The following is a 25,367-nucleotide window of genomic DNA, read 5'->3' on the forward strand; positions in this document are numbered from 1 at the left end:
AACGGTTGGGGGCGGAATCAGTTGGTCAGGGCGTTGCTGACCCGGCTGAGTTCCTGATTGCGCGCCGAGTGCTGGGCGGCTCGGTGATCCTTGGCCAGGTAGGTGTAAACGGTGGGCAGGATGAACAGCGTGAACAGCGTGCCCACCAGCATCCCGACCACAATCACCAGACCCAGGCTGAAGCGGCTGTGGGCACCCGCGCCACTGGCCAGCAGCAGCGGGATCAGCCCCACCACCATGGCGGCGGTGGTCATCAGAATCGGCCGCAAGCGGATCAGCGCCGCCTGCTCGATGGCGGTGCGCCGGTCGAGTTGCTGGCTCTGTTGCAGTTCGTTGGCGAACTCGACCATCAGGATCCCGTGCTTGCTGATCAGGCCGATCAGCGTCACCAACCCGATCTGGGTATAGATGTTGACGGTGGCGTAGCCCAGGTACAGCGGAATCAACGCGCCGCAGATCGACAACGGCACACTGATCAGAATCACCAACGGGTCGCGCAGGCTTTCGAATTGCGCCGCCAGCACCAGGTAGATCACCAGGATCGCGAAGGCGAAGGTGATCATCAGCGCGCTGCCTTCCTGAACGAACTGGCGGGCATCCGACAACCAGTCATGGGTGAAGCCGGCGGGCAATGTCTGGGCTTGCGCGGTCAGGAACTTCACCGCATCGCCGATGCTGACGCCGGGTGCCGGAACCGCTTGCAGGGTGGCCGAGTTGAGCTGGTTGAACTGGGTCAGCTTGTTCGCTTCCACCGCCATCTCGAAACTGACCAGGGTCGACAGCGGAATGTGCGCGCCATTGGCCGCCTCGACGTATTGGCCCACCAGCAGTTCGCCGGACATGCGCTGATTGCGCGGTACCTGCGGGATCACATCGTAGGCCCTGCCATTGAGGGCGAAGCGGTTGATGTAGTTCTCGCCGACCAGTACCGCCAGCGAATCGCCGATCGCCTGCATGCTGATCCCGAGATCGTTGGCCTTGGTGCGGTCGATCTTGATGTTGACCAGCGGGCTGTTGAAGTCCAGGTCGCTGTCGACTACCGCGAACAGTCCGCTGGCGCGCGCCGCTTGTTTGATGCGTTCCAGTTCCTCGAACACCACGCGGTGATCCTGGGAACTCTGAATCACCATCTGCACCGGCAGGCCACCGGTGGAACCCGGCAACGACGGCAACTGGAAGGCGAAGATGCTCATGCCTTCGATCTCGTTCGCTTCCTGCTGCACCTGGGCCTGAATGGTGTCGGCGCTGCGGCTGCGTTTGTCCCATTCGCTGAGGTTGGCGCCGCCGAATGCACTGCGGGGGCCGTCGTTGCCGACCACGACCCAGGTCATGTCGGTTTCCGGGTAGGTACCCAGCAAGGTGTCGAGTTTGCGCGAGTAGGTTTCGGTGTAGTCGATATTGGCGTATTGCGGGGCCTTGGCCACCGCCAGCACCTGCGCCTGGTCTTCGCCGGGGGCAAGTTCACGCTGGGCGTTGAGGTAGAGGAACGGCAGGCTGGCGAACACCAGCAGGGCAATCACGGCGGTGATCCACGAGTGGTGCAGCGAGAAGTCCAGCACCCGGCCGTACTTGTCGCCCAGCCAGTGGAAGAACCGTTCTGCGCCACGGGCCATCATGCCTTCGTTGGACTTGCTGGTAAGCAGCAATGAACTCATCAGCGGCGACAGCGTCAAGGCGACGATCCCGGAGACGATCACCGCCCCGGCGAGGGTGAAGGCGAACTCTTTGAACAGTGCGCCCGTGAGGCCGCCCATCAGGCCGATCGGCGCGTAAACCGCCGCCAGGGTGATGGTCATGGCAATCACCGGACCACTGATTTCCCGTGCACCGACCATCGCCGCATGCAGCGGTGACTTGCCTGACTCGATATGCCGGTGGACGTTCTCCACCACCACGATGGCGTCGTCGACCACCAGCCCGATCGCCAGCACCATCGACAGCAATGTCAGCAAGTTAATGCTGAAGCCGAACAGGTGCATCATCGCCGCCGCACCGACCAGCGACAGCGGAATCGTCACCAGTGGAATCAGTACCGTGCGCATCGAGCCGAGGAACAGGAAAATCACCACGGCAACGATGACCACCGCTTCGAGCAAGGTGCGCATCACTTCGTCGATGGAGGCCTTGATAAAGCGCGCGACCTCGAAAACGATGTTCATGGTCATGCCCGGCGGCAGGGTTTTCTGCACTTGGGGCATCATGTCCTCGACCCCTTTGACGATGGTCAGCGGGTTGCCGCTGGGCGTCGGGTGCAGGCCGATGAAGACGCTTTTTTCACCGTCCATGATGCCGCTGGTTTCATAGGCGGTGGCGCCCAGCTCGGCGGTGCCGATGTCACTCAGGCGGATCAGCGTGTCGCCCTTGCTCTTGATCACCAACTGGCGAAACTGCTCGACGCTGGTCAGGTCGGTGTTGATGTTGATGTTGGCCGAAACGTATGCGCCCTTGGTCTGGCCGGGGGCCGCCTGAAAGTTGTTCTTGCGGATCGCCTCGGCCACGTCGCTGGCGGAAATATTGCGCGCCGCCATGCGCACCGGGTCCAGCCACAGGCGCATGGCCAGGGTCTGGCCGCCGAGCACTTCGGCATTGGCGACGCCGTCGATCGACGAATACAACGGCTGGATCACCCGCGACAGGTAATCGGTAATGGCCGGCAGACCGATATCCTTGCTGGAGAAGCCGACGTAGATCACCGCCGTACCTTCACCGGACGACTTGGCGATCACCGAGTCATAGGCACCTTCGGGCAGGCGGTATTTCACCTGGTTGACCGCCGCCATGATTTCCGTCAGCGCCTTGTTGGAGTCGGCGTTGAGTTTCAGGCGGATGCTGATCAGGCTCTTGCCTTGGGTCGAGCTGGACGTCAGGTAATCGACCCCGTCCACCGAGGCCACGGCCTGGGAAATCGGTTGGGTGACGAACCCCTGCATCAGCGACGATCGGGCGCCGGGATAGCTGGTGGTGACGGTGATGGTCGCGCTTTCCAGCGCCGGGTACTGGCGTATCGGCAGCTTGAGCAGGGCCAGCACGCCAAGCATCACGATCAGCGTGCTGACCACCAGCGTCAGCACGGGGCGACGAATAAACAGGTCGGTGAATTTCATACCGGAACAGAGCCTTCTTCAGTTGCTCGTTGGCGAAGGGAACGCTTCATTGCTTTTGCGCCATATCCAGGAGCAGGCCGTTGTTCTGGGCCATGGCATCCTCGGTGATGCGCACCGGCATGCCGTTGCTCAGCTTGATCTGGCCGGAAATCACCACACGATCGCCGGGTTTGATCGCATCGAGTACGACGATGCGATCGCGATGGCGCGGGCCGACCTTGACGAACACCTGCTCGACTTTCAGTTGGCCGTCGTTGTCGCGCACCACAAACAGCGAGTTGCCGTAGGCGGTGTAGTTGATTGCGGTTTCCGGCACGGTCAGGGCGGAGGCCGGGTTGGGCAATGAAATCGTGACGTCGGCGAACATCCCCGGTTTGAGCAACAGCTCAGGGTTGTCCAGCGTGGCCTGCACCTGCATGGAGCGGGCGCCCGGATCGATCTGCTGTTCGAGGGTGCTGACGGTGGCCTTGAACAACCGGTCCGGGTAGGCGTCGACGCGCAGGTGGACCTCTTGGCCCGGTTGCAACTGGGCAGCGGTCTGTTCCGGCATCGGGAAGTTGACGAACAGGCGCGACAGATCGGTCAGGGTCACGACCGGGTCACCGGGGTTGAGGAACTGCCCCAGGTTGGCCCGACGAATCCCCAGGACGCCGGTGAACGGAGCGCGGATGGTCTTCTGGTTGATCACGGCCTGTACGCTGGCGATGTCCCCGCGCACCTGATCATAGTTGGCCTGGGCCTGGTCCAGTTGCGATTGAGTGGAGGCCAGCAGCAAGACTTTGCGGGTGCGTTCCAGGGCCAGTCGGGCGTTCTTGGCCTGGGCCTGGAGCTTGCTCATGTCACCTTGTTCGCGTTCGTCATTGAGCTTGATCAGCACCTGGCCGGCACTGACGCTTTTGCCGGAGGTGAAGTTCAGTTGCACGATCCGCCCGCCGACTTCCGGCGAGACCTGGACCTGATTCACCGCTTCTAGGGTGCCGACGCCGGACAACTCCACCGGGATCGGGCCGGAAATCACGCTGGTCACGGCCACCGGAGTCAGTGCCGCCACTGATGCAGCGGGCTTGTCGGTCTTGCCGCTGGCGAGCAGCGGGGTGAACGCGGCAATCCCGATCGCCGCTGCCAGCGCCGTGCCGCCGCTGAGCCAATAAGTCATTTTCATCTCAGTTGTCCTCGACGATCGGCAGGTTGTCGGCAGTGGCTTGCTGGATTTGTTTGAAGTTGCCGCGCAGCATGTCCAGCGACAGCGCCCCCGCTATCACCCACCGTCCCTCGACCACCAGGCTTGGCACCGAGCTGATGTTCAGGGCGCGGCCTCGGGCGAGGTCGTTTTCCAGATCGCTCAGCGCGTGCTGCTCCAGGTACCGGGAGAAGTGTTCCGCGCTGAAGCCTTGCTCCTCAGCCACTTCGAGGATGGTCTGCAGGCTGCCGATGTTACGGCTCTCTACCAGATGGGCGTGTTGCAGGCGGTCAAACATCAGCTCGTGGGCCTTGGGACCGGCCAGGGACTGGGCGGTCTGACAGGCCTTGGCGGCCAGCAGACCCGAGGGGTATTCAAACGCCTGCTGGCGCATGCCTTCGATATTGATGCGCTTGACCTCTTCGGCTTTGGCGCACTGTTCCCAGTGCTGGAGGATCACTTCCTTGGCCTTGGGCATCGAACCGAAACGCTGGATCATTTGTGCGTTGTTCGATTGCAGGACGAAGCTGCGGTGCTGGATATCCAGATCGAACTCTTCGCTCAAAGCTTTCAAACGCGGGCCCAGAACAAAGCACCAGCCACACACAACATCATGAAAATATTCAACTTTTAGAGACGGCATGGGGTATTTCCTGAAATCGATGAGATGGCAGGACTATCCCTTGGCGGGTGATGAACAAAAAAGCGACTTTTTTGAGGTATATCCACCCATGGTGCTCATCATCGGGCGGATAGCTGTCGGAGCAGACAGGTATGGGGGCGGTGCAAAGACGGAACGATCCTGTTTGTTCCGTGCTTTTTTTTGAGCCGGTCGGGATGAATGCGGCCTAGGCGCTGTATGAAAAACAAGTACGATTTCCTGAAAAGTGACGCTGTTCAGTCAGCTTTTTAACTGGCCTCAGTGTCTGTTGGCTTTCGTCGGGGTGGAGGTTTTTTTGGGTAATGTCTGCTTACTTTTGATCGCCGTTAAATCTTGAATCACTCGTCTACTCTGCCTGCACAGACCAGGAGTCTGTCGTTATCAGCAGTCGCAAGGAGCGAACCATGTACTTTGAGATCTACAGGCAGTCGCGAGGCACTCCGCTTACCGGGAAGGGCCAATGGCGCTGGCGTTTAAGGGCGGCCAATCATGAGACGGTTGCCAGCGGCGAGTCGTACGTCAACAAGGCGGATTGCCTGCACGTGATCGGGTTGATCAAAAGCGTCCACAACGAAACGTCGGTGAAGGAAATCTAGGCTGTACCTGCTGGTGTGTGGAAACGAAGCTGCTCAGGCACATCGGGCAGCTTCGCGACTTCGGCGTCTGGTGAGTCAGGTCATCCACCAGGTGGCGAAAGGGGGTAAATGAATGGCCAAAATCGCCGCGATTTCGCCCTTGCATCACCTCCCACGCTCCTGCTTAATGTCACGCAGCTCATGGCGCTGGAGATTAGCCGGCGACCTCGGATAGCAGAAAAATCACTATAAAAAGAGCAATCAGTGACTCATCAGCATGGAACGCATTGGGGCGAGCATGTGGCGCTATCGCTCGTCATTCCGGTCTTTAATGAAGCTGCCACCATCGATTTGTTCATGGCGCGGATCACTGACGTCTTCAAGGATGAGGCGCTGGTCGGTCTGGAGATGGTGTTCGTCAATGACGGCAGTACCGACACCACGCTGGAGCTGCTTCTGGAGCGCCAGAAGACTGACCCCCGCGTGCGAATCGTCGATCTGAGTCGCAATTTCGGCAAGGAAGCGGCGTTGACCGCGGGCTTGCAGACTGCCACTGGCCAGGTGGTAGTGCCCATCGATGTCGATCTCCAGGACCCGCCCGAAGTCGTCCTCCAGATGATCGCCCGCTGGCGTGAAGGCTATGAAGTGGTGCTGGGCCATCGCGTGAGTCGTCACAACGACTCTTGGGCCAAGCAAACCTCCGCCAACTGGTTTTATCACCTGCACAACAAAATCTCTGATCAGCCGCTGCCGAAAAATGTCGGTGATTTTCGGCTCATGGACCGCTGCGTGATCGATGCCTTGCAGACCTTGCCGGAGTCACGGCGTTTCATGAAGGGCTTGTTCGCCTGGGTCGGGTTTCGGACGACCCATGTCGATTACGAGCGTCCGGAGCGGGTGGCGGGGGAAAGCAAATTCAATGGCTGGCGCTTGTGGAATTTCGCGCTGGAAGGCATCACCAGTTTCAGCACCGACCCACTCAAGGTCTGGACCTACCTGGGGCTGTTGGTGTCGGTGGTTTCTTTTTCATTTGCCACTTTCATTGTGTTGCGGACGTTGTTGACCGGGATCGATGTCCCGGGCTACGCCTCGCTGATGGTTGCCGTCACCTTTCTGGGGGGGCTGCAATTGATCGGCATCGGGGTGCTGGGTGAGTACCTGGGCAGAACCTACATCGAATCAAAACGCCGCCCGGTTTTTCTGGTGCGTCGCGTCCATAACGCCAAGGACTGACCATGGATCTCAAGGAAACCGACATCCTCGGTTCAAGCATCAAGGAGCATTGGTATTACTGTTCAAAAGCGGCGGCGACGACTCGTCTGCTGGGTAATGCGCGGGTCGACAGGATTCTTGACGTAGGTGCGGGTTCGGGTTTTTTTTCCCATCATCTGCTGACCCATACAGCAGCCACCGAGGCCTGGTGCGTGGACATCAGCTACAAAGCGGACTCGGACGCCACGACCGCCGGGAAACCAGTGCACTATCGCCGTTCGATCGACTTGGTTGATGCCGATCTGGTGCTGCTGATGGATGTGCTGGAACATGTCGATGACGATGTCGGGTTACTCAAGGCGTACGTCGATAAAGTCCCGTCCGGCAGTCGTTTCCTGATGACCGTGCCGGCGTTCCAGTTTCTCTGGAGCGGACACGATGACTTTCTTGAACACAAACGGCGCTATACCTTGGCGCAAATGGAAGCAGTGGCCAGGGACTCCGGTTTGATAGTGAAGAAGGGTGCTTATTATTTCGGCGCGGTGTTCCCGATTGCAGCGACCCTGCGGTTGCTGTCCCAAGGCGCACAACCTTCGCCGCCACGCTCGCAACTCAAGCAGCACCATCCATTGGTCAATACGCTGCTCAAGACCTTGTGCAGTATCGAACGTCCGTTCATGGGCGCGAACCGCCTGGCGGGTCTGACGGTGTTCGTGCTGGCGCAGAAACCGTGACCTCAGCCGAAAAATCAGCCCTGATCAAGCGTGGCCTGCGTTTTGCCGTGACCGGGTTATTCGTAACGGCCCTGCATGCGGTGGTGGCCGTGTTGCTCATCAACTACGTGCTGGCGCTGCCACCCGTGGCCAACGGTGTAGCGTTTTCTGTGGCGACCCTGGTTTCTTATGTGATCAACACGAGCTGGAGTTTTTCCAGCCGATTGCATGGCCGGACGCTGGTGCGCTTCATGATGGTTTCGGGGGCCGGTTTACTACTGGCGATGCTGGTGGCCTGGGCCGCACAAATGGCCGGGCTTCATTACTTGCTGGGGATAGGGGCAGTGGCGCTGACCATTCCGGCCTTTACGTTTGTATTGCATAACTTCTGGACGTATCGATGAAGGTTTCGGGCAAGCATTGGGCGATCGGGTTATTGCCCCTGTTAATGGGCGTGGTGGCATTTTTCATGGTGATCGGGCCACGGGCCCTGGACCCGCAAAACATTGCCTGGCTGGAAAGCGGCGATCCGGCGACCCATTACTTGGGCTGGATGTTCTTTCGACGTTCTCCCTGGACTTTTCCGCTCGGACTTAACCCGTCCTATGGGTTGGAACTGGGCAGTGCGATCATTTTTTCCGATTCCAATCCGCTGTTGGCGCTGCTGTTCAAACCCTTCAACTCAATCCTTCCCGAGACGTTCCAGTATTTCGGTATTTGGCTGCTGGCATGTTTTGTTCTGCAGGCCTGGTTTGCCTGGAAGTTGCTGGGGCTGGTTACACCCAGTGTTGCGCTCAGGGTGCTGGGGTCAGGCCTGTTTCTGTTTTCGCCGCCGATGTTCTTGCGCATGGGGGGGCATTTGTCCCTGGCCGGGCATTTTCTGATTCTGGCCGCGCTCTATCTGGCCCTGCACCCGGGCGTGCAGAAGCGCCGGGTGGCCTGGGGAGCGCTGTTGGCGGCGACGGCGATGATCCACGCTTATCTGCTGGCCATGGTGGCTTTGATCTGGGTAGCCGATGTTGCCGGTCGAACCCTCAAAGGCCAGTTGACTCGACGCACTGCATTCATCGAGGTGGTCTTGCTGTTTTTGCTGGTGAGTCTGTGCTGCTGGCAGGCGGGCTATTTCAGTATCGCGGATGGCATGGTTTCCGGTGGTTTTGGCTTGTACCGTATGAATCTGCTGGCGCCGATCGACTCCAGCGGCTGGTCGTTGATCTTGCCGGACTTGCCCGAGGCCAGCGGCGACTACGAGGGTTTCAACTACCTCGGGTTGGGGACGCTGGTGCTGGCGATCTGCGCCTGCGTCGTACTGCTGCGACGTACAACTGACTTCGGCAGTGCGGTGCGCCGTCTGCCGGTTCTGCTGTTGGCGTTGATTGGGCTGACGCTGTTTGCGCTCTCGAACGAGATAGGTGTCGGCCTGCTCAGTGTTCATTACCCATTGCCGGAAAAAATCATCAAGCTGGCGAATATCTTTCGGGCGTCGGGGCGGATGTTCTGGCCGGTGTTCTATGCCATCGTGTTTGCCGTCATTTTCCTGGTGGTGCGTGGCAACCGGCCGCGCACTGCGCTGTGTTTGCTGACCTTGGCACTGATTGTTCAGGTGGTTGATACCTGCAACGGATGGAGAGGGGTATGGCACGCGAGGATGATGACGCCTGCCTCCGAATGGTCAACAGCATTGCGTGACCCGTTCTGGTCCAGCGCCGCCGCCCACTACGCGAATATTCGTTCTTTACTGCCGCAGAACCAGTCGCAGACCTGGCTTGCGTTAGCCTACTACGCGTCTACTCATGGTCTGAAAACCGATACCGCTTATCTGGGGCGCATGAGTTCTACGGCGCTTGAGCATGCCCAGCAAAAAGCCGGGCAAATGCTTGTGACGGGGCAGTTCGACCCTGATTCGCTGTATATCCTCGACGAGAGTGCCATGCTTGACGCCGTGAAAAGCGTCAACAGCGACACCGATCTGCTGGCCCGCATTGACGGCCTGGTGGTGCTTGCGCCGGGCTGGAAAAAATGCGCTGAATGCCTTCCGGTCGTGGACGAAGGGCGTTCGATGCAGTTAGTGCCGTTGATCAAACTCGGGCAGCAACAACGGTTCAACTACAAGACCCCTCATCTGGCCCATGGCTGGTCGACCCCGGAAACCTGGGGCACATGGTCCGAGGGAGAGGAGGCTGAGATCGTGCTTCGGGTTCCGCCTCAGGCTCAATCCATCGTGATCGAGGCGCTGGCCTTCGTACTACCGATGCATCTTGGCCAGAACGTGGTTTTTACCATCAACGGTGTACAAGCCAGTTCGACACGTCTGACCCGGCTTCAGGACAATCGCATCGAAATCCCCCTGACTGCGGCCATCCACGAAGCCATCGCCCGGGACACGCTGATGCGTATTCATGTGCAGTTACCCGACGCAATCAGCCCGAAACAATTGGGGCTTGGAGAAGATCAGCGTGTGATGGGCCTGGGAGTGAAGTCGCTGACGGTACAGTAAGCCGTCGCAGCCTCTCGTTCACGTGCAGCGCTCATGTCGATAGACGCCGTCCCCCCGGCCTTTCTAAACTGGCCCAAGTATTGAGAGCCGGGAGCCGCTGATGAACCGCAATGAACTGCGTAAGGCCGACATCAATTTGATGGTGGTATTCGAGACGCTGATGCTCGAACGCAACGTGACGCGAGTGGCAGAGAAGCTGTTTCTCGGGCAACCGACCATCAGCTCGGCGCTCAACCGTTTGCGGGCGATGTTCAACGATCCGCTGTTTATCCGGGTCGGCCACCGCATGGAGCCGACGGCGCGGGCCGAGGAGCTGATTCAACACCTCTCGCCGGCGCTGGACGCGTTGTCCTCGGCGTTGAGCCTGACCCACCACTTCGATCCGGCCAGCAGCACCATGACCTTTCGCATCGGTTTGTCCGATGACGTCGAGTTCGGTTTGCTGCCACCGCTGTTGCGCGCATTGCGCCAGGAAGCGCCGCAAGTGGTGTTCGTGGTTCAGCATGTCGATTACTGGCGGATCCCGGACTTGCTCGCGTCCGGTGATATCACGGTCGGCATCAGCCAGACCCGCGGCCTGCCGGCCAATGCCAAGCGCAAACTGTTGCGGCACATTCAGCCCTGCATACTGCGCGCCGATGCCTCCGATACGCCGCTGACCCTCGACGAGTACTGTTCGCGCCCGCATGTGCTGGTTTCGCATACGGCCAATGTCAGTGGCTATGCCGATGAGTGGCTGGCCGAAATCGGTCGCAAACGCCAGGTGGTGCTCTCGGTGCCGCAATACAGTGCCTTGCCGGCCCTGCTCGCGGGGACCGACCTGATTGCCAGCCTGCCAGACTACGCGGCAGCGGCGATGGCTGCCTCGGGTCAGTTGTTCATGGAACCGTTCCCGTTCAAGACGCCGACTCTGGACCTGTCCATGGTCTGGCTGAGCCACGTCGATAGCGACCCCGCCGAACGCTGGCTGCGTGCACGGCTCGAAGCCTTCATGAGCGAGCGCGGTGTGTCCGGGATACAGAGCGACAAGTTGCTCGGACGGTAACCGGCGGCGGCTTGCTTGCCCGACATAGTGTTGTTTTGCTGCCAGTGTTTTCCCGATGACTGACTGGAGATCCATCCCATGAGCAGTTCCCGTTCTCTGTTGCGTGGGCGCGGCAGTCAAGACAGTGGCAAGGTCGGCATGGTCGAGCTGTTTTTCGATCTGGTGTTCGTATTCGCCGTCACCCAGCTTTCCCACTCCCTGCTCGCGCACCTGACGCTAGGTGGCGCGGTGCAGGTCGCGTTGATGATGGTGGCGGTGTGGTGGGTGTGGATCTTCACTTCTTGGGTCACCAACTGGCTCGACCCCGAAAAGTTGCCGATCCGCCTCGGTCTGTTCGGTTTGATGGTTGCCGGCCTGTTGCTGTCGTCATCGATTCCCAAGGCCTTTACCGAGCGTGGAGTGATGTTCGCCGCAGCCTTTGTCTTCATGCAGGTCGGCCGCACGCTGTTCGCGATCTGGGCGGTGCGTGGCGAGCCGTTGAACATGACCCGCAACTTCCAGCGAATTCTGGCGTGGATGGTGCTGTCCGGGGTGTTCTGGATCAGCGGCGCGCTGCTTGAAGGCGATCAGCGCCTGGCCTGTTGGGCGCTGGCATTACTGATCGAACTGATCTCGCCGTCGTTGTACTTCTGGGTGCCGGGGCTCGGCCGTTCAACGCTGGCCGACTGGAATGTCGAGGGCAATCACATGGCCGAGCGCTGTGGTCTGTTCGTGATCATTGCCCTGGGCGAGTCGTTGCTGGTGACCGGCGCAACGTTCGCCGATCTGGTGCTGAACTGGCAGGCGCTGGCGGGGTTTTTGATTGCCGTGCTGGGCAGCGTGGCCATGTGGTGGGTGTATTTCGACAGCGGCGCCGAGCGCGCTCACCACCGGATTGCACATTCCAGCGACCCTGGGCGGCAGGCGCGGATTGCCTACACCTATCTGCATGTGTTGATCGTTGCCGGGATCATCGTCAGCGCGGTGGCCGATGAACTGGTGCTGGTGCATCCGGAGCATGCGAGCGATGCCGGGATCATCGTGATTGTCGCCGGGCCCTGGCTGTTCTTGCTGGGGTGTGCGTTGTTCAAGTGGGTCATGGCCGATCGGATTTTACCGCCACTGTCGCATCTGGCGGGCCTGGCACTGCTGCTCGCGCTATTGCCTGCGGCGCTGAATCAGCTGTTTTCAGCGTTGGTACTGGGAGGGCTGACAACCGCAGTGATGATTCTGGTAGCGGCGTGGGAAACGCGGGTACTGCGTGAATCGCTACCGGCGCAGGAGCATTGACGCGCCAGGTGTTTTCGCGGGGAAGGGCAGGGACGCTCTATGGTATATATACGCCCCTTCGTTCAATCCTCAAGGAGCATCGCAATGCCTCACCTGCACATGGAATACACCGCCAACCTGCCGAACCTCAATGCCGATGTGGCGTTGTTGCGCTTGAACAACGCATTGGTGGCGTCTGGGCAGTTCGAGGAGTTCGATATCAAGAGCCGTGCGGTGCAGGTCGGCGCATTCCGAGTCGGAACCGAGTTGGGTGAGCGTGCTTTTGTGCATGTGAAACTGGCCTTGCTGAGCGGGCGCTCGCCCGCGATCAAGAAGCAATTGTCCGAAAGCCTGTTGGCGGTGGTGCAGGATCTCTGCGAATGGCCTGCCAGTGTTGATGTGCAGCTATGCGTCGAGATTCTGGATATCGATCGCGATTCCTACGCCAAGACGGCCATCAGTCACTGATATCCTGCGCGCCGATCCTCAGATAAAACCCTGTTCTGTGCAGGCCTTGACCACTTGCTCGCGAAGCCAGGTGTTGGCGCTGTCCAGCTCGTGGGTTTGACTCCACTGCATCTCAAGGGTGAACCCTGGTACGCCGTTCGGCGCCTCGCAATGGCTGAAGACCGAGTCTTTGGCCAGCAGGTGCTGGATGCGCCGGGGCATGGTCAGAATGAAGTCAGTCCCGGTGATCAGCTTCAGTGCAGCGCTGTAGCTGTTGGCGCGTGCAACGATCTGGCGTTTGTGCGCCTGTTGGGCGAGCCAGCCGTCGACCATGTTGGTGGTGGACGTCCACGGCGTGGGGAACACGTGTCGGCGTTCGACGTAGGCTTTGAGGCTGATGCGAGGCTCCAGCGGTGTCGCCCGTTTATCGAAAACGCACACCAGATCGTCCTCAAGCAACACCTGGGATCTGAAATCAGTGTGGCTGCGATGAAAGTTCGGGCCGAAGCCGATCACCAGGTCGAGGCTGCCATCGCGCAGCTCTTCGGCGGGGATGTCGGTTTCGAGTTTGTGCACATTGACGATCACCGGCAGGTCGGCGAAATCGAAGTTCTTCAATAGCCGCGGCAGGATCAGTTGCTCGAAGTATTCCGGCGCACAGATATTGAAGGTCACGGCTTGCTGCGTCGGGTCGAACGCCTGAACCCCGGCATGGCACAGGTTGATGCTTTCGAGAATCTTCTGCACGTGTGTGTACATGGTGCCGGCCTTGTAGGTCGGACGCATACCGGTGCGGGTATTGATGAACAACTCGTCCTCGAAACTGGTGCGCAGTTTCTTCAGGCAGTAACTCACCGTGGACTGGCTGACAAACAGCGCTTCAGACACACCGGTGACGCTGCTTTGCTCATACACGGCGATGAACACCATGAGGTCCTGCATGTCGAGCTTTCTAAGCAAGTTACTGTTCAGCATCCGTACTATCTCACTCCGCTCGTTGCGCAAGTTGTGCGCAAACGTGTGCGAGTGATGCTAGCGGAACGATCGTCCTAGGAGAATGGTTCGTAGGATTATTCACGGACAAGTGTGGGACAGAAGTTGTAGCAAATGCGACGTCTGTCGCAATCCGGACCGAAGGCGGGTGAGCACCTTCAGCCTTCAGCCGCAGTATTTACGTGGTTACCGCAAGTGCGCGACGACTGGACATCACCAGTGCGAGCATCCCGATGGCCACCAGCAAGGCACCCACGACTTCCAGCATCAGCGGTTGCTGCGCCAGCCAGAACCAATGGAACAAGGTGATGAACAACGTGCTGAGGTAGACGTAGGAAATGACCGTGGACGGTGCAATCACCCCGATCGCCCGGTGCAGCAACCAGAAGGTTGCCAGGGTCGCGAACAGCGCCAGGTAGACCAGCCAGAACAGGTCGTGGGCGGACAACAGGGCGCCGGATCGCCAGCCGCCATTGACCAGGCTGAACGCGAACAGGAACAGCGAGCCGAAGAGCATGTTCCAGAATGTCATCACCACAGGCCCACGACCCTTGAGGCTGTGGGCCTTGAAGCGCTGACTCAACGGTGAATAGAGCGCCATCGCCAGGCAGCCAACCCCGAACACCGACACCGCGTAGAGCGAAGGGACTTCGCCGGGACCAGTGCCCTTGAGGATCAGCAGCAGCGCACCGGCCGCCGCAATCAGCATCGGCAGCAGACGGCTTTTCGAACGGTTGCCAGGTATCAGGAAGGCCTCGAAGCACAGCGTCATCAACGGCACCAGGGTAAACAGGGTTCCGGTGTTGACCGCCGAGGTGTAGCGCAGCGCTTCAAACAACGAGCCGAAATACACGGCCAGCAACAGCCCGAGCCAGGCATGACTGACAAGGCCTTTGGCGGTGATCGCGGTGCCGCCTTTGAGCAGCAGCATCGGCAGAAACGCCAAAGCCGAAAACAGCAGCCGCAGGCCGGTCAGCAGGATCGGGTCGATGGATTGGCTGACCTCGGCGGCGGCGAAAAAAGAGGCGGCAACCAACATGGCCCAAAGCAACATGCCGGCGTTGGCGGAGGCGAAACTGATGTGTTTCATCGGTGTGTCCCTGATCAATCAATGTGTTTGGTGTAACAGGTGTTTCGGGCCGAGGATCACGGCGATCATCAGCCAGACAGCGGGGCGGGAGGTGGCGCGAACGTTTTCCATAACCACACCTTGAAGAACAAGGTATGGATTAGGCGGTGTGCGGCGGGAGTCAGCAAATCAGAAAGTCATGTGCGGTATTTAAAAATTAAATACGGCTCGGCTTGCCAGAGAAAATCGCAAGGGATGGTGCACGGATAACGTTTTCAGCTATAGCGTCGCGGACGGGCTTATGATGTCATCCATAATCCATGTCTATAGTTGAGCCGGCATGCTGTTACGCCATATCCGTTACTTGCTCGCGGTCGCCGAGCATCGCAACTTCACTCGGGCGGCCGAGGCATTGCATGTCTCGCAGCCAACGCTGTCGCAGCAGATCAAGCAACTCGAGGATGTCCTCGGTGCGCCGTTGTTCGATCGTTCCGGGCGCACGGTGCGTTTGACCGATGCCGGCGAGGCGTATGTGCGTTATGCGCGGTTGGCCTTGCAAGACCTGGAGGCGGCCAAACGCGCGATGCACGACGTGCAGGACCTGACGCGCGGCTCGTTGCGGCTGGCCATGACGCCGACCTTCACCGCCTACCTGATCGGCCCGTTGCTGGCGCGTTTCAACAGCCTGTACCCGGGCCTCACCCTGAGTGTCGAGGAGATGACCCAGGACCAGATCGAGGCCGCGCTGGCCGAAGACCGACTGGACCTCGGCATCGCATTCACCGGCAGTCACCTGGCGGACATCGACAGCCAGACGCTGTTTGCCGAAACCTTGAGCCTGGTCGTCAGTGAGGCGCATCCGGGGTTTGTCCGGCAACAAGCACTCGATGCGCAGGCGCTGGGCCAGCAGTCGCTGGTGTTGCTCAGCGGCGACTTTGCAACCCGTCAGCACATCGACCTGTATTGCCGACAGCAAGGCATCGCGCCACGCATCGTCATCGAAGCCAACTCCATCAGCGCGATTGTCGAGATTGTTCGTCGCGGGCACCTGGCGACCATTCTCCCCGAGGCCATCACCCATGCGCTGCCGGGGTTGCGCCCGCTGGCGCTGCAACCAGCGTTGCCACAACGCACGGTGGCCTTGCTCAGTCGCAAGGGCGCTTATCGCAGCGCGGCGAGTGAGGCATTCCGGGTGCTGGTCAGTGTTCAGTGACCGGGAGCGGTCGCCAACCACTGAGCGAGCACCGCATCATAGGCGCCGGTGGCTTTGCTCAGGTGTAGCCACTGATCCACATAAGCCTTCCAGGCCACGTCATCGCGAGGCAGCAAGTAGGCTTTCTCGCTGTACTGCAAGTACTGCTCGGGGTTGACCGCGCACAAACCGGGTTTGAGCTTCTGCTGATAGCGTGCTTCGCAAGCGTCGGTGATCATCACGTCGGCCTTGTTTTCCAGTAATTGCTCGAAAATCGTCACGTTGTCCGGGAACAGGGTCAGCGTGGCATTGGGCAGGTGAGTGCGGGCAAATACTTCGTTGGTACCGCCTGCCGGCTCGATCAGCCGCACGGACGACTGGTTGAGCTGTTCGACGGTTTGATAGCGTTGTTTATCTTCGCAACGCACCAGCGGGATTTTTCCGTCGACGCCCAGCGTGTCGCTGAAAGCCGCCTTTTTCTGTCGCTCCAGTGAAACCGAAATGCCGCCCATACCGATATCGCAACGGTCAGCCAGAAAATCCGTCATCAGGTTCTTCCAGGTCGTGGGGACCCATTGCACATCAACGTTCAGACTTTTCGCCAGGGATTGGGCCATGGCGATATCGATCCCTTCGTATCCGCCCTCTGCGCGCAGATAGGTGTAAGGCTTGTAATCGCCGGTAGTACAGACCTTCAGATGACCTCGTTCAATCACCTGGTCCAGGTGCGAAGGTGCATTCTGGGCAATTGCCTGGACGCTGAACGTGAGCAAGGAGCAGAGCAGCAAACGAGCTTTCATCGGGTCGTCCTTGAGTGTTGCCAGAGGAGGAGGGGAGGTCGACGTCAGTATTTGTTGGCCGGGTGCGCTGGTGCAAGGGTGAAACCAGCGTGCGGCGCAGCAAAAGCTGCAGGCTAGCCCCGGCATCGTCATTAAACCTTTTTTTCACGCGCAACTTGATAACCTGTCGCCAGTAAGTCGTTTCCTTTATCAAGAGTCGCCAGTTATGTCTGCGCAACCCCCTTCCTCAGTCGAGCACGAATTTGCTCGACGCTACGATCAGGAGCACGCTCGAGTCTGCCTCCAGCCGCATCCCCGTGGGCTGGTGCAGCGGTTTTTGCAGTGGCGTGGCAAGCGACTGGTGCGGCGCGCACTCAAGGTGGCTGGCGAACCGGGGCTGATTCTCGATGTGGCCTGCGGGGCAGGGGGCAACTGGCCGGTGCTGGCCGAGCACACCAACCGGGTGATTCTCGCCACCGACCCGTCCCAGGAAATGCTCGACCACGCCCAGACTCATCATCCGGCCGAGCTGCTCAAACGGGTCAAAACCTTTCAGGGCTCGGCATTCACCATCGGTTTGCCGGAAAATGCCGTGGATTGCATTTTTTGCACACAGTTGTTTCAGCACATCGAAAACAGTGAGCACCGCCTGGCGATACTGCGTGAGTTTCACCGGGTCAGTCGCGACGCGCTGATCGTGTCGGTACAGCGGGATGGGTACTTCAAGCTGCGCGCGCGGTTCGGCGAGGATGCACAACCGCGTCAGTTGGCCACCAAGGCCGAGCTTGAGGCAGAGTTCCGGCAAGCGGGTTTCAAGACGCTCAAATACCTGGACACCCTGCCAGGCAGCGACCTGCCGCGTGTCTACGTGCTGCATAAAGCCGACTAGTTGTCCTATTCTTCTCGAGCCGCGGGAGTTTTGCTCAAGCGCTTGCTCAGTCAGTGCGCGGAAATCGCCGGGGCCGATATATACTGCGCGCCATTCTTCAAGGGAGAGCCGTGTGGCCATCGATATTCACTGGATTCGCGACAACGATAGCCTCGGTCAGTTTTGCGCCCAATGGCAGCAGTTGCCGTTCGTCGCCCTCGACACCGAATTCATGCGGGTCGACACCTTTTATCCGATCGCCGGCCTGTTGCAGATTGGCGATGGCGAGCGGGCTTTCCTGATTGATCCGCTGACGATCGACAACTGGCAACCGCTGGCCCAATTGCTGGAAAACCCGGCAGTGGTCAAAGTGCTGCACGCCTGCAGCGAAGACCTCGAAGTCCTGTTGCGCTTGACCGGCAGCCTGCCGGCGCCATTGTTCGATACGCAACTGGCGGCTGCCTACCTGAACCTGGGTTTCTCCATGGGCTACTCGCGGCTGGTGTCGGAAGTACTCGGCATCGACCTGCCCAAGGGTGAAACCCGTTCCGACTGGCTACAACGTCCGCTCTCGGAAACCCAGATCAGCTATGCCGCCGAAGATGCCGTGCATCTGGCGGAGGTTTTCGTGCATCTGCGGCCGAAGCTGTCGGACGAAAAGTACGCCTGGGTCCTGGAAGATGGCGCCGAACTGGTGGCCAACCTGCGCCGCGAAGTCGACCCTTACGAGGTGTATCGCGAAGCCAAGCTGGCCTGGAAACTGTCCCGCGCGCAACTCGCCGTGCTGCGTGAACTCTGCGCCTGGCGCGAGCGCGAAGCCCGCGCCCGCGATCTGCCGCGCAACCGCATCGTGCGTGAGCATTCGTTGTGGCCGCTGGCACGTACCCAGCCGGACAATCTCGGGGCACTGGCGAAAATCGAAGACATGCACCCGCGCACTGTGCGTCAGGACGGTGAGTTCCTGCTGGGCTTGATCAAGCAGGCGGGCAGTGTCCCGCCGGACCAGTGGCCGCCAGCGGTGCCGGAGCCCTTGCCGGTGGAAGCCGCGGCACTGGTCAAGCGTCTGCGGGCGCTCGGTCAGGCCGAAGCTGAACGCTTGAACATTGCCCCGGAACTGATGCTGCGCAAGAAAACCCTCGAAGCCTTGCTCAAGAGCGGCTTCCCCGAGGGCCCTTACCAATTGCCTGATTCGCTGCGTGGCTGGCGCCGCGAATTGATGGGCCAGGCCCTGCTCGACTGCCTGGCCACTGCCGGAGAACAGCCTTGAAACGTATTTGCTCTATCTACCGAAGCCTGAAGAAAAACGAGATGTACCTCTATGTGCTCAAAAGCGATGCACTGGAGCGCGTCCCGGAGAACCTGCTGCTGGCGTTCGGTAAACCGCATCACGCCTTCGACCTGGTGTTGACCCCCGAGCGCAAGCTCTCGCGCGAAGACATCACGGTGGTCCTGGAAAACCTCGACAAGCAGGGCTATCACCTGCAAATGCCGCCGGCTGAAGACGAGTACATCGAACACTTGCCGGAAGAGCTGCTACGACGTAATGATCCGGTTTGACGGATATCTGTAGAGGCTCTGTCCAGAGCCTCTGGAAACAATGGAATTGATAATTTTGGCGAGGGTCGCGAGCGAGGGAGAAACACTCCTTCGGCGGCCTTGTGCACTGTTTTTGAAGGTTTGAACCATGCGCGTTCTGATTGCCGAACACGACCACGCTGTATATGCCCAACTGTTGCGACAGGCCGCGCCTGAACTGCAGGTACTGACCAGCGGCGACTCCGCTGAATTGGCCAGTATGGCCGCCGACTGCCCGGTCTGGCTCGGCCAGCCGGACCTGTTGGCGACGCTGTTGCGTCAAGGTCATGAGCCTCAGTGGCTGCAATCGACCTGGGCCGGCATTACACCGTTGCTCGCCGACGGCTTGCCACGCCACTACCGGCTGACCCGTGCGGTCGGGATATTCGGTCAGATGATGGCTGAATATGTGCTGACCTACATGCTTGGCCATGAGCGCGAAGTGCTGGCGCGACTGGTCAGCCAGGTCGAGCGCAAGTGGGACAACCGTCTGGGTCAGAGCCTGGCGGGGCGCAAGGTGCTGATCGTCGGTACCGGTGACATCGGTCAGAGCGTGGCGCAGTTCCTGGTACCTTTTGGCGTCAAGCTGTACGGGATCGCCAGTTCGCCGCGCGAGCAGGCGCCGTTCATTGAGGTCGCGGGGCTGGAGGATCTGGGGCGCCTGGTCGGTGAAGTCGATTACGTGGTCAACCTGCTGCCGAATACGCCGAACACTCACGATCTGTACAACGCCGCGTTGTTCAAGCAGTTCAAGTCGACCAGTTTGTTCATCAACGTCGGGCGTGGCGTGGCGGTGGTCGATGCGGACCTGGTAGAGGCCCTGAAGGAAGGGCATCTGGCGGGGGCGGTGATCGACGTCTGCCGTCAGGAACCGTTGCCGCAGCGCCATCCATTCTGGACCGCCTGGGGCTTGCTGCTGACCGGCCACAGCTCGGCACCTACCTCACCGCCAATGATGGTGCAGCTGTTTGTCGAGAATTTGCGGGCGTTTCAGGCGGGCGAAGCGTTGCGCGGCGAAGTGGATTTCACACGGGGTTACTGATCAACCCCGGACAACTGTGGGAGCGAGCTTGTTGTGGCGAGGGAGCTTGCTCCCGCTCGGCCGCGTAGCGGTCGTAAACCAGCGGATGCGTTCTATCGGATAAAGCGCGGTTGCCAGTCTTGGGGTTGCTTCGCAACCCAGCGGGAGCAAGCTCCCTCGCCACAGGTTTTTCAGTGTGGCTTACAGGCTGAAATCACCTTCAGCCGCCAGTTCGCTCAGCGGACGACGCGGGCTTGGGACTTCCCGGGCTTGCAGGTAATCGGCGAGCGTCGCCTTGTCACCCAGCTTGCCGATCGCGACCGCCGCGTGCAGCGCGTAGCCTTCAGGAATATTCAGCTCCTTGCGGGTCAGCTCTTGATCGAAACCGGCCATGCCGTGGGTGTGCCAGCCGCTGATAGAGGCTTGCAGGGCCAAATGGCCCCAGGCGGAACCGGTGTCGAAGGTGTGCCACAGCGCGGCGGTTTCTTCGGTGGCGCCTGGCGCGGTGAAGGTGGTTTTCGAGATCACGATCACCAGGGCCGAGGCGTGTTGCGCCCAACTGCGGTTGAACTCGTTCAGCAGACCCAGGTAACGCTCCCAGTTCGGCGTGTCGCGGCGCGCGTAGAGAAAACGCCATGGCTGCGAGTTGTAGGCCGACGGTGCCCAGCGAGCCGCTTCGAAAAAGCTCAGCAGGGTTTCTTCAGGGATACTTTCGCCGGTGAAGGCTCGCGGCGACCAGCGATCAGTGAACTGTGGGTGAATGGCATATTCGGCAACGCGGGGATTAGCGCTCATGGACGAGTTTCCTGACTACATTTATGAAGGAAAAGTTGAGTAAAAACCGACGCGCGCAGTTGAGCTGGGCAGTGAGGTTTTTCAGCCCCGGGGCAATTGCCCTGAATGCAACGCGGTAGAGCGTTAATGGCACCTTGGCATGGGTCGTTGCGACTCGCAAAGCTACTTCGTGGCGGCATAACTGACAAGTTCTGTTCTACCGGCAGTCGCCAGCACTTGGCCCGCAGGGGCTGGGGCACTAGACTGGCGGCCTTTTCACCACCTGATGTTGATGCTTGAGCCATGGCCGCCAAAGTCGAACCTTTCTGGATACGCAAAACCCTCGAACAACTCGATCAAGAAGAGTGGGAGTCGTTGTGCGACGGGTGTGGCCTGTGCTGCCTGCAAAAGCTTGAGGACGAAGAAGACAACAGCGTCTACTACACGCGCATCGCCTGCAAACTGCTGGACCTGAAAACCTGCCAGTGCACCGACTACGCTAACCGTCGCGACTCGGTACCGGATTGCATCCAGCTCACGCCGGGCAAGGCCGATCAGTTCAAGTGGCTGCCGCCGACCTGCGGTTACCGTTTGGTCAGCGAGGGCAAGGACTTGCCGCTTTGGCATCACCTGGTCTGCGGCGATCGGGATGCCGTGCACCACGAGCGCATTTCCCAGTCCGGGCGCATGCTCGCCGAAGGCAGCGTGGCTGAGGATGATTGGGAAGATCATCTGATTTTTCGGGCGGGTTAAGCACCTGTCGTAGTACGAGCAAGTCACGAAGGAGTGTGTATGGCTGTTGGGTTGAAGCTGCCGATGGTTTTGTCGTTGCTGGTGCTGAGTTCACCGGTGTGGGCGGCAAAAAAAGTCGATCTCGATTACCACGTACGATTATTGCCGCAAAGCGATCAGGCTGAAGTGCGCTTGACCCTGGCACGTGGCTCGGCGGTGCACAGCCTGGATTTTGATCTGGGCGATGGCAGCCAGTACAGCGACTTCAAGGCCGATGGTCAGTGGCAGCTCACGCCGGGCAACGCGGCGCGTGGCGTCTGGCATCCGGCCGCTGACAAGGCCAGCCTGACCTACCGGGTACGCATCAGTCACACCTTCAAGAATTCCAGTTTCGATACCCGCATGACGCCGAATTGGGCGTTGATGCGTGGCGACGACCTGGTCCCGGCGGCGCGCCTGGATCAGCAGGACGGTGTCGAGCTGGTATCGCGTCTCGAGTTTGAATTGCCGGAAGGCTGGAAAAGCGTCGAGACTTCCTGGCCGCGGGTCGGCAAGAACCGCTTTCGCATCGACAACGTTGCTCGACGGCTCGACCGGCCTACGGGCTGGATGCTCGCCGGCAACCTGGGCAGTCGTCGCACACGCTTGGGCGAAACCGAAGTCACGGTTGCCTCGCCGCGAGGGCAGGGCATGCACCGGATGGACGTGTTGACGCTGCTGACCTTCGTCTGGCCGCAAGTGCAGGCGCTGTATCCGCGTCATCCCGGCAAGCTGCTGATTGTGGGGGCCGCCGACCCGATGTGGCGCGGCAGCCTGGCCGGGCACGAATCGATTTATCTGCACAGTCATTTGCCGTTGGTCAGCGAAAGCGGCAGCAGCCCGTTGCTCCGTGAGTTGGCCCAGGTATTGGGGCGAATCAAGGACAGTGATCGCAGTGACTGGATCAATGAAGGCTTTGCCGAGTACTACGCGATTGAACTGCTGCGCCGTGCCGGTGGCATGAGCGATGATCGTTATCAGGTGCTGGAAGATAAAATGGCCAAGGCCAGCCATCATGTCAGCACCCTGCGCGGCGATCAGCTCAGCACGGCACAGCTCGCCAAAGCGGTGTTGCTGTTGCAGGAACTGGACCGCGAAATTCGCCTGAAAACCCGTAACAAGCGTTCGTTGGACGACATGTTGCGCGGCGCCATGGACCTTGGACGGGTGAGCACCAAGGAGTTTGTGGTATTGGCCCAGAGCATCATTGGCGAGCCATCGAAAGTGCTGGACACCGAGTTGCTCAGATAACTTGAGTCAAGCGCAATTGTGGCGAGGGAGCTTGCTCCCGCCGGCCGGTCCGCGCTCGGGCGAAGCAGTCATAAACCGCATCTGCCGCATTCAGGACCGCTTCGCGCTCCAGCGGGAGCAAGCTCCCTCGCCACAGGTTTTGCGATGTTGCTCAAACCCCGGTCTTGGGCGACTTCAGCTCTGCGCCGGCCCGTTCGATTTTCGAACGAATGTTGTTCAGGTCCTGACGACTTTTTTCGAAGAAGCTTTTTGCCGAACTGTGCCCGGTGATACCGCGAGCCAGGGCTGCACCGCCGAGTGCCACCTCGATCAGCCCGAACACGCCACCACGGCGCAGGCCTTTGCCGACCATCACCACACCACCGGCCGTGCTCGCGATGCGTTCCCAGCCCTGGACGTTTTGCGTTGGCTGCGTCTGGAACGGCGTGGGTTCTACGTGTTTGATGTCGCTCATGATCTGTCTCCTCAGGGGCAATGGCTATACAGCTGACTGCGCAGTCGGCCGCCTTGTTCCATGCCGCACTCAGCGTATCAGCGAAATTTTGGACCGGAACGGGTGTTATTGCCCTTGGCCATGCGGTCGTAAAGCACCACGTTGACGGTGGCGGCCAGATTCATGCAGCCGGTGGTCGGGATGTAGACCACGTCTTCGCACCACTCGCGAATCTCTTTATCGAGCGAACCGTCTTCCGGGCCGAAGATGTACAGCGCACGGTCCGGGTGGGTGTACTCGGGCAACGAACGGGCGCCATCGACCAGCTCGACCGCCACCGGGACGCAGCCCAGCGGGAGGATTTTCTTCAGGTCGTCGATGCCGATCAGCGGAATGTCGTGGTGGATTTTCTTGGTGTCGGTGACAAAGTCACGGGCGCGTTCATAACGCTTGCCGGTGTAGAACACCGACGCCACGCCGTAACAGCCGGCGGCGCGCATCACCGAACCGACGTTCTCCGGTGATTTGGGGTTATACAAACCGATGCAGCTGTACCGTTTGTTTGCCACGAGCGGGGTGCCCTTCGAGAAAAACCGCGATTATACGGGGATTGCTCGGAGGGTGGGCAGATTAGGGTGATCTGGATTGGGTGCGCTGTTGTGGAGAGGGAGCTTGCTCCCGCTCGGGCGCGAAGCGGTCGTAAACCGGCTGATGCGTTCTTTCTGAAAACCGCAACTACAGGTTTTAGGGTCGCTTCGCGACCCAGCGGGAGCAAGCTCCCTCGCCACAGAGGCCGAGTGCGACCTCAGTCGTCTTTTTTCATCAGCCCGGCCAACGCGGCGAACGGGTTATGCGTTGCCTTGGCGATTTTCGGCGTGCTCAGCGAGCCGTCGCCGAAGTACTGCTGGTCGGTGTAGCGCGAGTGTTCGTTGTCGTGGCAGTACAGGCACAGCAGCTCCCAGTTGGAGCCGTCCTGCGGGTTATTGTCGTGGTTGTGGTCGCGGTGGTGCACGGTCAGCTCGCTCAGGCGCTTGCCGGAAAACTCACGGGCACAGCGTCCGCAGACGTGCGGGTACATCTTCAGGGCCTTGTCGCGGTAACCCATTTCACGGTCGCGCTGGGCGTCGGCGAGGATGCGGTCCAGTTTGGCCGTGTTGGAGGGAGGCGTTGACGAACTCATGGGTTCACCTTTGTAAAAAGACTAATGACGGTTATGAACAGAGTTTAGCTCAGCCCTTGAGCTTCTCGGCAATCCAGATCGTGTGTCGGGTGCCTTTGTTGCCGTGGGCGAAGACTTGCACTTCTTCGGACTTGAAGCCGGCCTTTTTCAATTTGTCGGAAAATTGCCGGTCAGCGCTGGCCGACCACACCGCGAGCACGCCTTTGGGGCGCAGGGCCTTGGTGCAGGCGCTCAGGCCGCCGGCCGAGTACAGCCAGCTGTTGGCTTTCTGGGTAAGGCCTTCGGGGCCGTTATCGACGTCGAGCATGATCGCGTCGAAACCTTGCGGCTCGGCCTGCAGGACCTTGGCCACGTCTTCCATGCGGATCACCGTGCGCGGGTCGAGCAGCGGTCGCCCGGACTTCTCGCCCAGCGGCCCGTGGTTCCACTCGACCACCCCTGGCACCAGTTCGGCGACCACCACTTCAGCGGTCTTGCCCAGGTGCTTGAGCGCCGAAGCGAGGGTGAACCCCATGCCGAGGCCACCGATCAGCACCCGTGAATTCGGCCGGCCGGCGACCTTGCGACAAGGAATCTCGGCCAAGGCGTCTTCGGAGCCGTGCATGCGGGTGTTCATCAATTGTCCGCCGTCACCGCCCTGGATCTTGATGACGAAATCTTCGCCATACTCGAACAGGCACAGGGCACCGCCGTTTTCGGGGATCGGGGTGGTGTCGAGCAGAACGAAACGTTTCATGGGGCTCTCTTTAAGGAGGGAAACTGGCATCAGGGAGGAGAAA

At 60.0% G+C, this 25,367-nt stretch carries 25 protein-coding genes and 1 pseudogene; 15 read left to right on the forward strand and 11 right to left on the reverse strand.

Annotated features, from left to right (window positions below; translation table 11 throughout):
* Window positions 1–17: 17 nt before the first annotated feature.
* Genes KRR23_RS18425 through KRR23_RS18435 form a run of 3 tightly spaced genes read right to left on the reverse strand, consistent with a single transcriptional unit; the run spans window position 18 to window position 4,927 of the window.
* Entirely contained in the window at window positions 18–3,104 is a 3,087-nt protein-coding gene (locus KRR23_RS18425; protein WP_216743660.1) for a MexW/MexI family multidrug efflux RND transporter permease subunit, read from the reverse strand.
* 46 nt (window positions 3,105–3,150) lie between these two features.
* Window positions 3,151–4,266, reverse strand: a complete 1,116-nt coding sequence (locus KRR23_RS18430) for an efflux RND transporter periplasmic adaptor subunit (RefSeq protein WP_216743661.1) — start codon at window positions 4,264–4,266, stop codon at window positions 3,151–3,153.
* A 1-nt stretch (window position 4,267) separates the two neighbouring features.
* Window positions 4,268–4,927, reverse strand: a complete 660-nt coding sequence (locus KRR23_RS18435; RefSeq protein ID WP_216743662.1) for a DsbA family protein — start codon at window positions 4,925–4,927, stop codon at window positions 4,268–4,270.
* A gap of 422 nt (window positions 4,928–5,349) precedes the next feature.
* On the opposite strand from KRR23_RS18435, the gene KRR23_RS18440 reads away from it, so the two are divergent.
* From KRR23_RS18440 to KRR23_RS18475, 8 genes are all read left to right on the forward strand, one after another.
* Window positions 5,350–5,541: a DUF1508 domain-containing protein gene (locus KRR23_RS18440; protein ID WP_054596133.1), complete on the forward strand. Its 192-nt coding sequence runs from the start codon at window positions 5,350–5,352 to the stop codon at window positions 5,539–5,541.
* Between the two features lie 243 nt (window positions 5,542–5,784).
* Window positions 5,785–6,753, forward strand: a complete 969-nt coding sequence (locus KRR23_RS18445; protein WP_054596134.1) for a glycosyltransferase family 2 protein — start codon at window positions 5,785–5,787, stop codon at window positions 6,751–6,753.
* 2 nt (window positions 6,754–6,755) lie between these two features.
* Window positions 6,756–7,466 carry a bifunctional 2-polyprenyl-6-hydroxyphenol methylase/3-demethylubiquinol 3-O-methyltransferase UbiG gene (locus KRR23_RS18450; RefSeq protein ID WP_216743663.1) on the forward strand — a complete coding sequence of 237 codons (711 nt, stop codon included), beginning with the start codon at window positions 6,756–6,758 and terminating at the stop codon, window positions 7,464–7,466.
* Complete coding sequence (locus KRR23_RS18455; protein ID WP_216743664.1) at window positions 7,463–7,849, forward strand: GtrA family protein; 387 nt, start codon at window positions 7,463–7,465, stop codon at window positions 7,847–7,849. The genes KRR23_RS18450 and KRR23_RS18455 overlap by 4 nt, the downstream gene beginning before the upstream one ends.
* The gene (locus KRR23_RS18460; protein ID WP_216743665.1) at window positions 7,846–9,942 is read left to right on the forward strand and encodes a DUF6311 domain-containing protein; all 2,097 of its coding nucleotides are present in this window, start codon (window positions 7,846–7,848) and stop codon (window positions 9,940–9,942) included. Before KRR23_RS18455 ends, KRR23_RS18460 begins: the two co-directional genes overlap by 4 nt.
* A 100-nt stretch (window positions 9,943–10,042) precedes the next feature.
* On the forward strand, window positions 10,043–10,987 hold the full coding sequence (locus KRR23_RS18465; protein WP_216743666.1) for a LysR substrate-binding domain-containing protein: 945 nt from the start codon (window positions 10,043–10,045) through the stop codon (window positions 10,985–10,987).
* Between the two features lie 78 nt (window positions 10,988–11,065).
* A complete protein-coding gene (locus KRR23_RS18470) occupies window positions 11,066–12,256 on the forward strand; it encodes a low temperature requirement protein A (RefSeq protein WP_216743667.1) in 1,191 nt (396 codons plus the stop codon).
* A gap of 84 nt (window positions 12,257–12,340) precedes the next feature.
* Entirely contained in the window at window positions 12,341–12,703 is a 363-nt protein-coding gene (locus KRR23_RS18475; protein ID WP_216743668.1) for a 5-carboxymethyl-2-hydroxymuconate Delta-isomerase, read from the forward strand.
* A gap of 18 nt (window positions 12,704–12,721) precedes the next feature.
* Here KRR23_RS18475 and KRR23_RS18480 read toward each other — a convergent pair whose 3' ends face one another.
* Entirely contained in the window at window positions 12,722–13,657 is a 936-nt protein-coding gene (locus KRR23_RS18480) for a LysR family transcriptional regulator (protein WP_054596141.1), read from the reverse strand.
* Between the two features lie 196 nt (window positions 13,658–13,853).
* On the reverse strand, window positions 13,854–14,765 hold the full coding sequence (locus tag KRR23_RS18485) for a DMT family transporter (protein ID WP_216743669.1): 912 nt from the start codon (window positions 14,763–14,765) through the stop codon (window positions 13,854–13,856).
* Window positions 14,766–15,084: 319 nt separating this feature from the next.
* Here KRR23_RS18485 and cynR point away from each other — a divergent pair, with 319 nt between their 5' ends.
* Complete coding sequence (cynR, locus tag KRR23_RS18490; protein WP_103316213.1) at window positions 15,085–15,957, forward strand: transcriptional regulator CynR; 873 nt, start codon at window positions 15,085–15,087, stop codon at window positions 15,955–15,957.
* Here cynR and KRR23_RS18495 read toward each other — a convergent pair.
* The gene (locus KRR23_RS18495; RefSeq protein ID WP_216743670.1) at window positions 15,951–16,736 is read right to left on the reverse strand and encodes a transporter substrate-binding domain-containing protein; all 786 of its coding nucleotides are present in this window, start codon (window positions 16,734–16,736) and stop codon (window positions 15,951–15,953) included. The two genes, cynR and KRR23_RS18495, sit on opposite strands and share 7 nt — an antisense overlap.
* A 205-nt stretch (window positions 16,737–16,941) precedes the next feature.
* Between KRR23_RS18495 and KRR23_RS18500 the strand changes: the two genes are divergently transcribed.
* The 4 genes from KRR23_RS18500 to KRR23_RS18515 all read left to right on the forward strand — a co-directional run bounded on the left by KRR23_RS18500 (window position 16,942) and on the right by KRR23_RS18515 (window position 20,200).
* Window positions 16,942–17,604 (forward strand): class I SAM-dependent methyltransferase, encoded by a 663-nt coding sequence (locus KRR23_RS18500; RefSeq protein WP_216743671.1) that lies wholly within the window; start codon window positions 16,942–16,944, stop codon window positions 17,602–17,604.
* Between the two features lie 112 nt (window positions 17,605–17,716).
* Window positions 17,717–18,850, forward strand: coding sequence for a ribonuclease D (gene rnd / locus KRR23_RS18505; RefSeq protein ID WP_216743672.1), 1,134 nt, complete (start codon window positions 17,717–17,719; stop codon window positions 18,848–18,850).
* Window positions 18,847–19,140 (forward strand): YcgL domain-containing protein, encoded by a 294-nt coding sequence (locus KRR23_RS18510; RefSeq protein ID WP_019692499.1) that lies wholly within the window; start codon window positions 18,847–18,849, stop codon window positions 19,138–19,140. Before rnd ends, KRR23_RS18510 begins: the two co-directional genes overlap by 4 nt.
* 127 nt (window positions 19,141–19,267) lie before the next feature.
* Complete coding sequence (locus KRR23_RS18515; protein ID WP_216743673.1) at window positions 19,268–20,200, forward strand: D-2-hydroxyacid dehydrogenase; 933 nt, start codon at window positions 19,268–19,270, stop codon at window positions 20,198–20,200.
* Between the two features lie 180 nt (window positions 20,201–20,380).
* On the opposite strand, the gene KRR23_RS18520 is transcribed toward KRR23_RS18515, so the two are convergent.
* A complete protein-coding gene (locus tag KRR23_RS18520; RefSeq protein ID WP_216743674.1) occupies window positions 20,381–20,974 on the reverse strand; it encodes a nitroreductase family protein in 594 nt (197 codons plus the stop codon).
* Between the two features lie 282 nt (window positions 20,975–21,256).
* On the opposite strand from KRR23_RS18520, the gene KRR23_RS18525 reads away from it, so the two are divergent.
* Together KRR23_RS18525 and KRR23_RS18530 are read left to right on the forward strand one after the other, a co-directional pair.
* Entirely contained in the window at window positions 21,257–21,706 is a 450-nt protein-coding gene (locus KRR23_RS18525) for a YcgN family cysteine cluster protein (protein ID WP_054596149.1), read from the forward strand.
* 39 nt (window positions 21,707–21,745) lie between these two features.
* Window positions 21,746–22,975 (forward strand): hypothetical protein, encoded by a 1,230-nt coding sequence (locus KRR23_RS18530; protein ID WP_216743675.1) that lies wholly within the window; start codon window positions 21,746–21,748, stop codon window positions 22,973–22,975.
* Window positions 22,976–23,159: 184 nt separating this feature from the next.
* On the opposite strand, the pseudogene KRR23_RS18535 reads toward KRR23_RS18530, so the two are convergent.
* The 4 genes and pseudogenes from KRR23_RS18535 to KRR23_RS18550 all read right to left on the reverse strand — a co-directional run.
* Window positions 23,160–23,429 (reverse strand): annotated as a pseudogene (locus KRR23_RS18535) (DUF2892 domain-containing protein); the annotation flags it as partial.
* Between the two features lie 77 nt (window positions 23,430–23,506).
* Window positions 23,507–23,977: an RNA methyltransferase gene (locus tag KRR23_RS18540; protein WP_019692493.1), complete on the reverse strand. Its 471-nt coding sequence runs from the start codon at window positions 23,975–23,977 to the stop codon at window positions 23,507–23,509.
* Between the two features lie 236 nt (window positions 23,978–24,213).
* Window positions 24,214–24,588, reverse strand: coding sequence for a YajD family HNH nuclease (locus KRR23_RS18545; protein ID WP_054596159.1), 375 nt, complete (start codon window positions 24,586–24,588; stop codon window positions 24,214–24,216).
* 49 nt (window positions 24,589–24,637) lie between these two features.
* Window positions 24,638–25,324, reverse strand: coding sequence for a spermidine synthase (locus tag KRR23_RS18550; protein ID WP_216743677.1), 687 nt, complete (start codon window positions 25,322–25,324; stop codon window positions 24,638–24,640).
* Between the last annotated feature and the right edge of the window lie 43 nt (window positions 25,325–25,367).

The organism is Pseudomonas sp. CVAP#3, assembly GCF_018986375.1.
Classification (GTDB): domain Bacteria; phylum Pseudomonadota; class Gammaproteobacteria; order Pseudomonadales; family Pseudomonadaceae; genus Aquipseudomonas; species Aquipseudomonas helvetica.

Coding starts and splice junctions, on each gene's coding strand:
- KRR23_RS18465 (WP_216743666.1), top strand. CDS start 10,043: ATGAACCGCAATGAACTGCGTAAGGCCGACATCAATTTGATGGTGGTA.
- KRR23_RS18430 (WP_216743661.1), bottom strand. CDS start 4,266: ATGAAAATGACTTATTGGCTCAGCGGCGGCACGGCGCTGGCAGCGGCG.
- KRR23_RS18450 (WP_216743663.1), top strand. CDS start 6,756: ATGGATCTCAAGGAAACCGACATCCTCGGTTCAAGCATCAAGGAGCAT.
- KRR23_RS18515 (WP_216743673.1), top strand. CDS start 19,268: ATGCGCGTTCTGATTGCCGAACACGACCACGCTGTATATGCCCAACTG.
- KRR23_RS18460 (WP_216743665.1), top strand. CDS start 7,846: ATGAAGGTTTCGGGCAAGCATTGGGCGATCGGGTTATTGCCCCTGTTA.
- KRR23_RS18500 (WP_216743671.1), top strand. CDS start 16,942: ATGTCTGCGCAACCCCCTTCCTCAGTCGAGCACGAATTTGCTCGACGC.
- cynR (WP_103316213.1), top strand. CDS start 15,085: ATGCTGTTACGCCATATCCGTTACTTGCTCGCGGTCGCCGAGCATCGC.
- KRR23_RS18480 (WP_054596141.1), bottom strand. CDS start 13,657: ATGCTGAACAGTAACTTGCTTAGAAAGCTCGACATGCAGGACCTCATG.
- KRR23_RS18475 (WP_216743668.1), top strand. CDS start 12,341: ATGCCTCACCTGCACATGGAATACACCGCCAACCTGCCGAACCTCAAT.
- KRR23_RS18485 (WP_216743669.1), bottom strand. CDS start 14,765: ATGAAACACATCAGTTTCGCCTCCGCCAACGCCGGCATGTTGCTTTGG.
- KRR23_RS18470 (WP_216743667.1), top strand. CDS start 11,066: ATGAGCAGTTCCCGTTCTCTGTTGCGTGGGCGCGGCAGTCAAGACAGT.
- KRR23_RS18530 (WP_216743675.1), top strand. CDS start 21,746: ATGGCTGTTGGGTTGAAGCTGCCGATGGTTTTGTCGTTGCTGGTGCTG.
- KRR23_RS18495 (WP_216743670.1), bottom strand. CDS start 16,736: ATGAAAGCTCGTTTGCTGCTCTGCTCCTTGCTCACGTTCAGCGTCCAG.
- KRR23_RS18550 (WP_216743677.1), bottom strand. CDS start 25,324: ATGAAACGTTTCGTTCTGCTCGACACCACCCCGATCCCCGAAAACGGC.
- KRR23_RS18435 (WP_216743662.1), bottom strand. CDS start 4,927: ATGCCGTCTCTAAAAGTTGAATATTTTCATGATGTTGTGTGTGGCTGG.
- KRR23_RS18525 (WP_054596149.1), top strand. CDS start 21,257: ATGGCCGCCAAAGTCGAACCTTTCTGGATACGCAAAACCCTCGAACAA.
- KRR23_RS18520 (WP_216743674.1), bottom strand. CDS start 20,974: ATGAGCGCTAATCCCCGCGTTGCCGAATATGCCATTCACCCACAGTTC.
- KRR23_RS18425 (WP_216743660.1), bottom strand. CDS start 3,104: ATGAAATTCACCGACCTGTTTATTCGTCGCCCCGTGCTGACGCTGGTG.
- KRR23_RS18545 (WP_054596159.1), bottom strand. CDS start 24,588: ATGAGTTCGTCAACGCCTCCCTCCAACACGGCCAAACTGGACCGCATC.
- KRR23_RS18440 (WP_054596133.1), top strand. CDS start 5,350: ATGTACTTTGAGATCTACAGGCAGTCGCGAGGCACTCCGCTTACCGGG.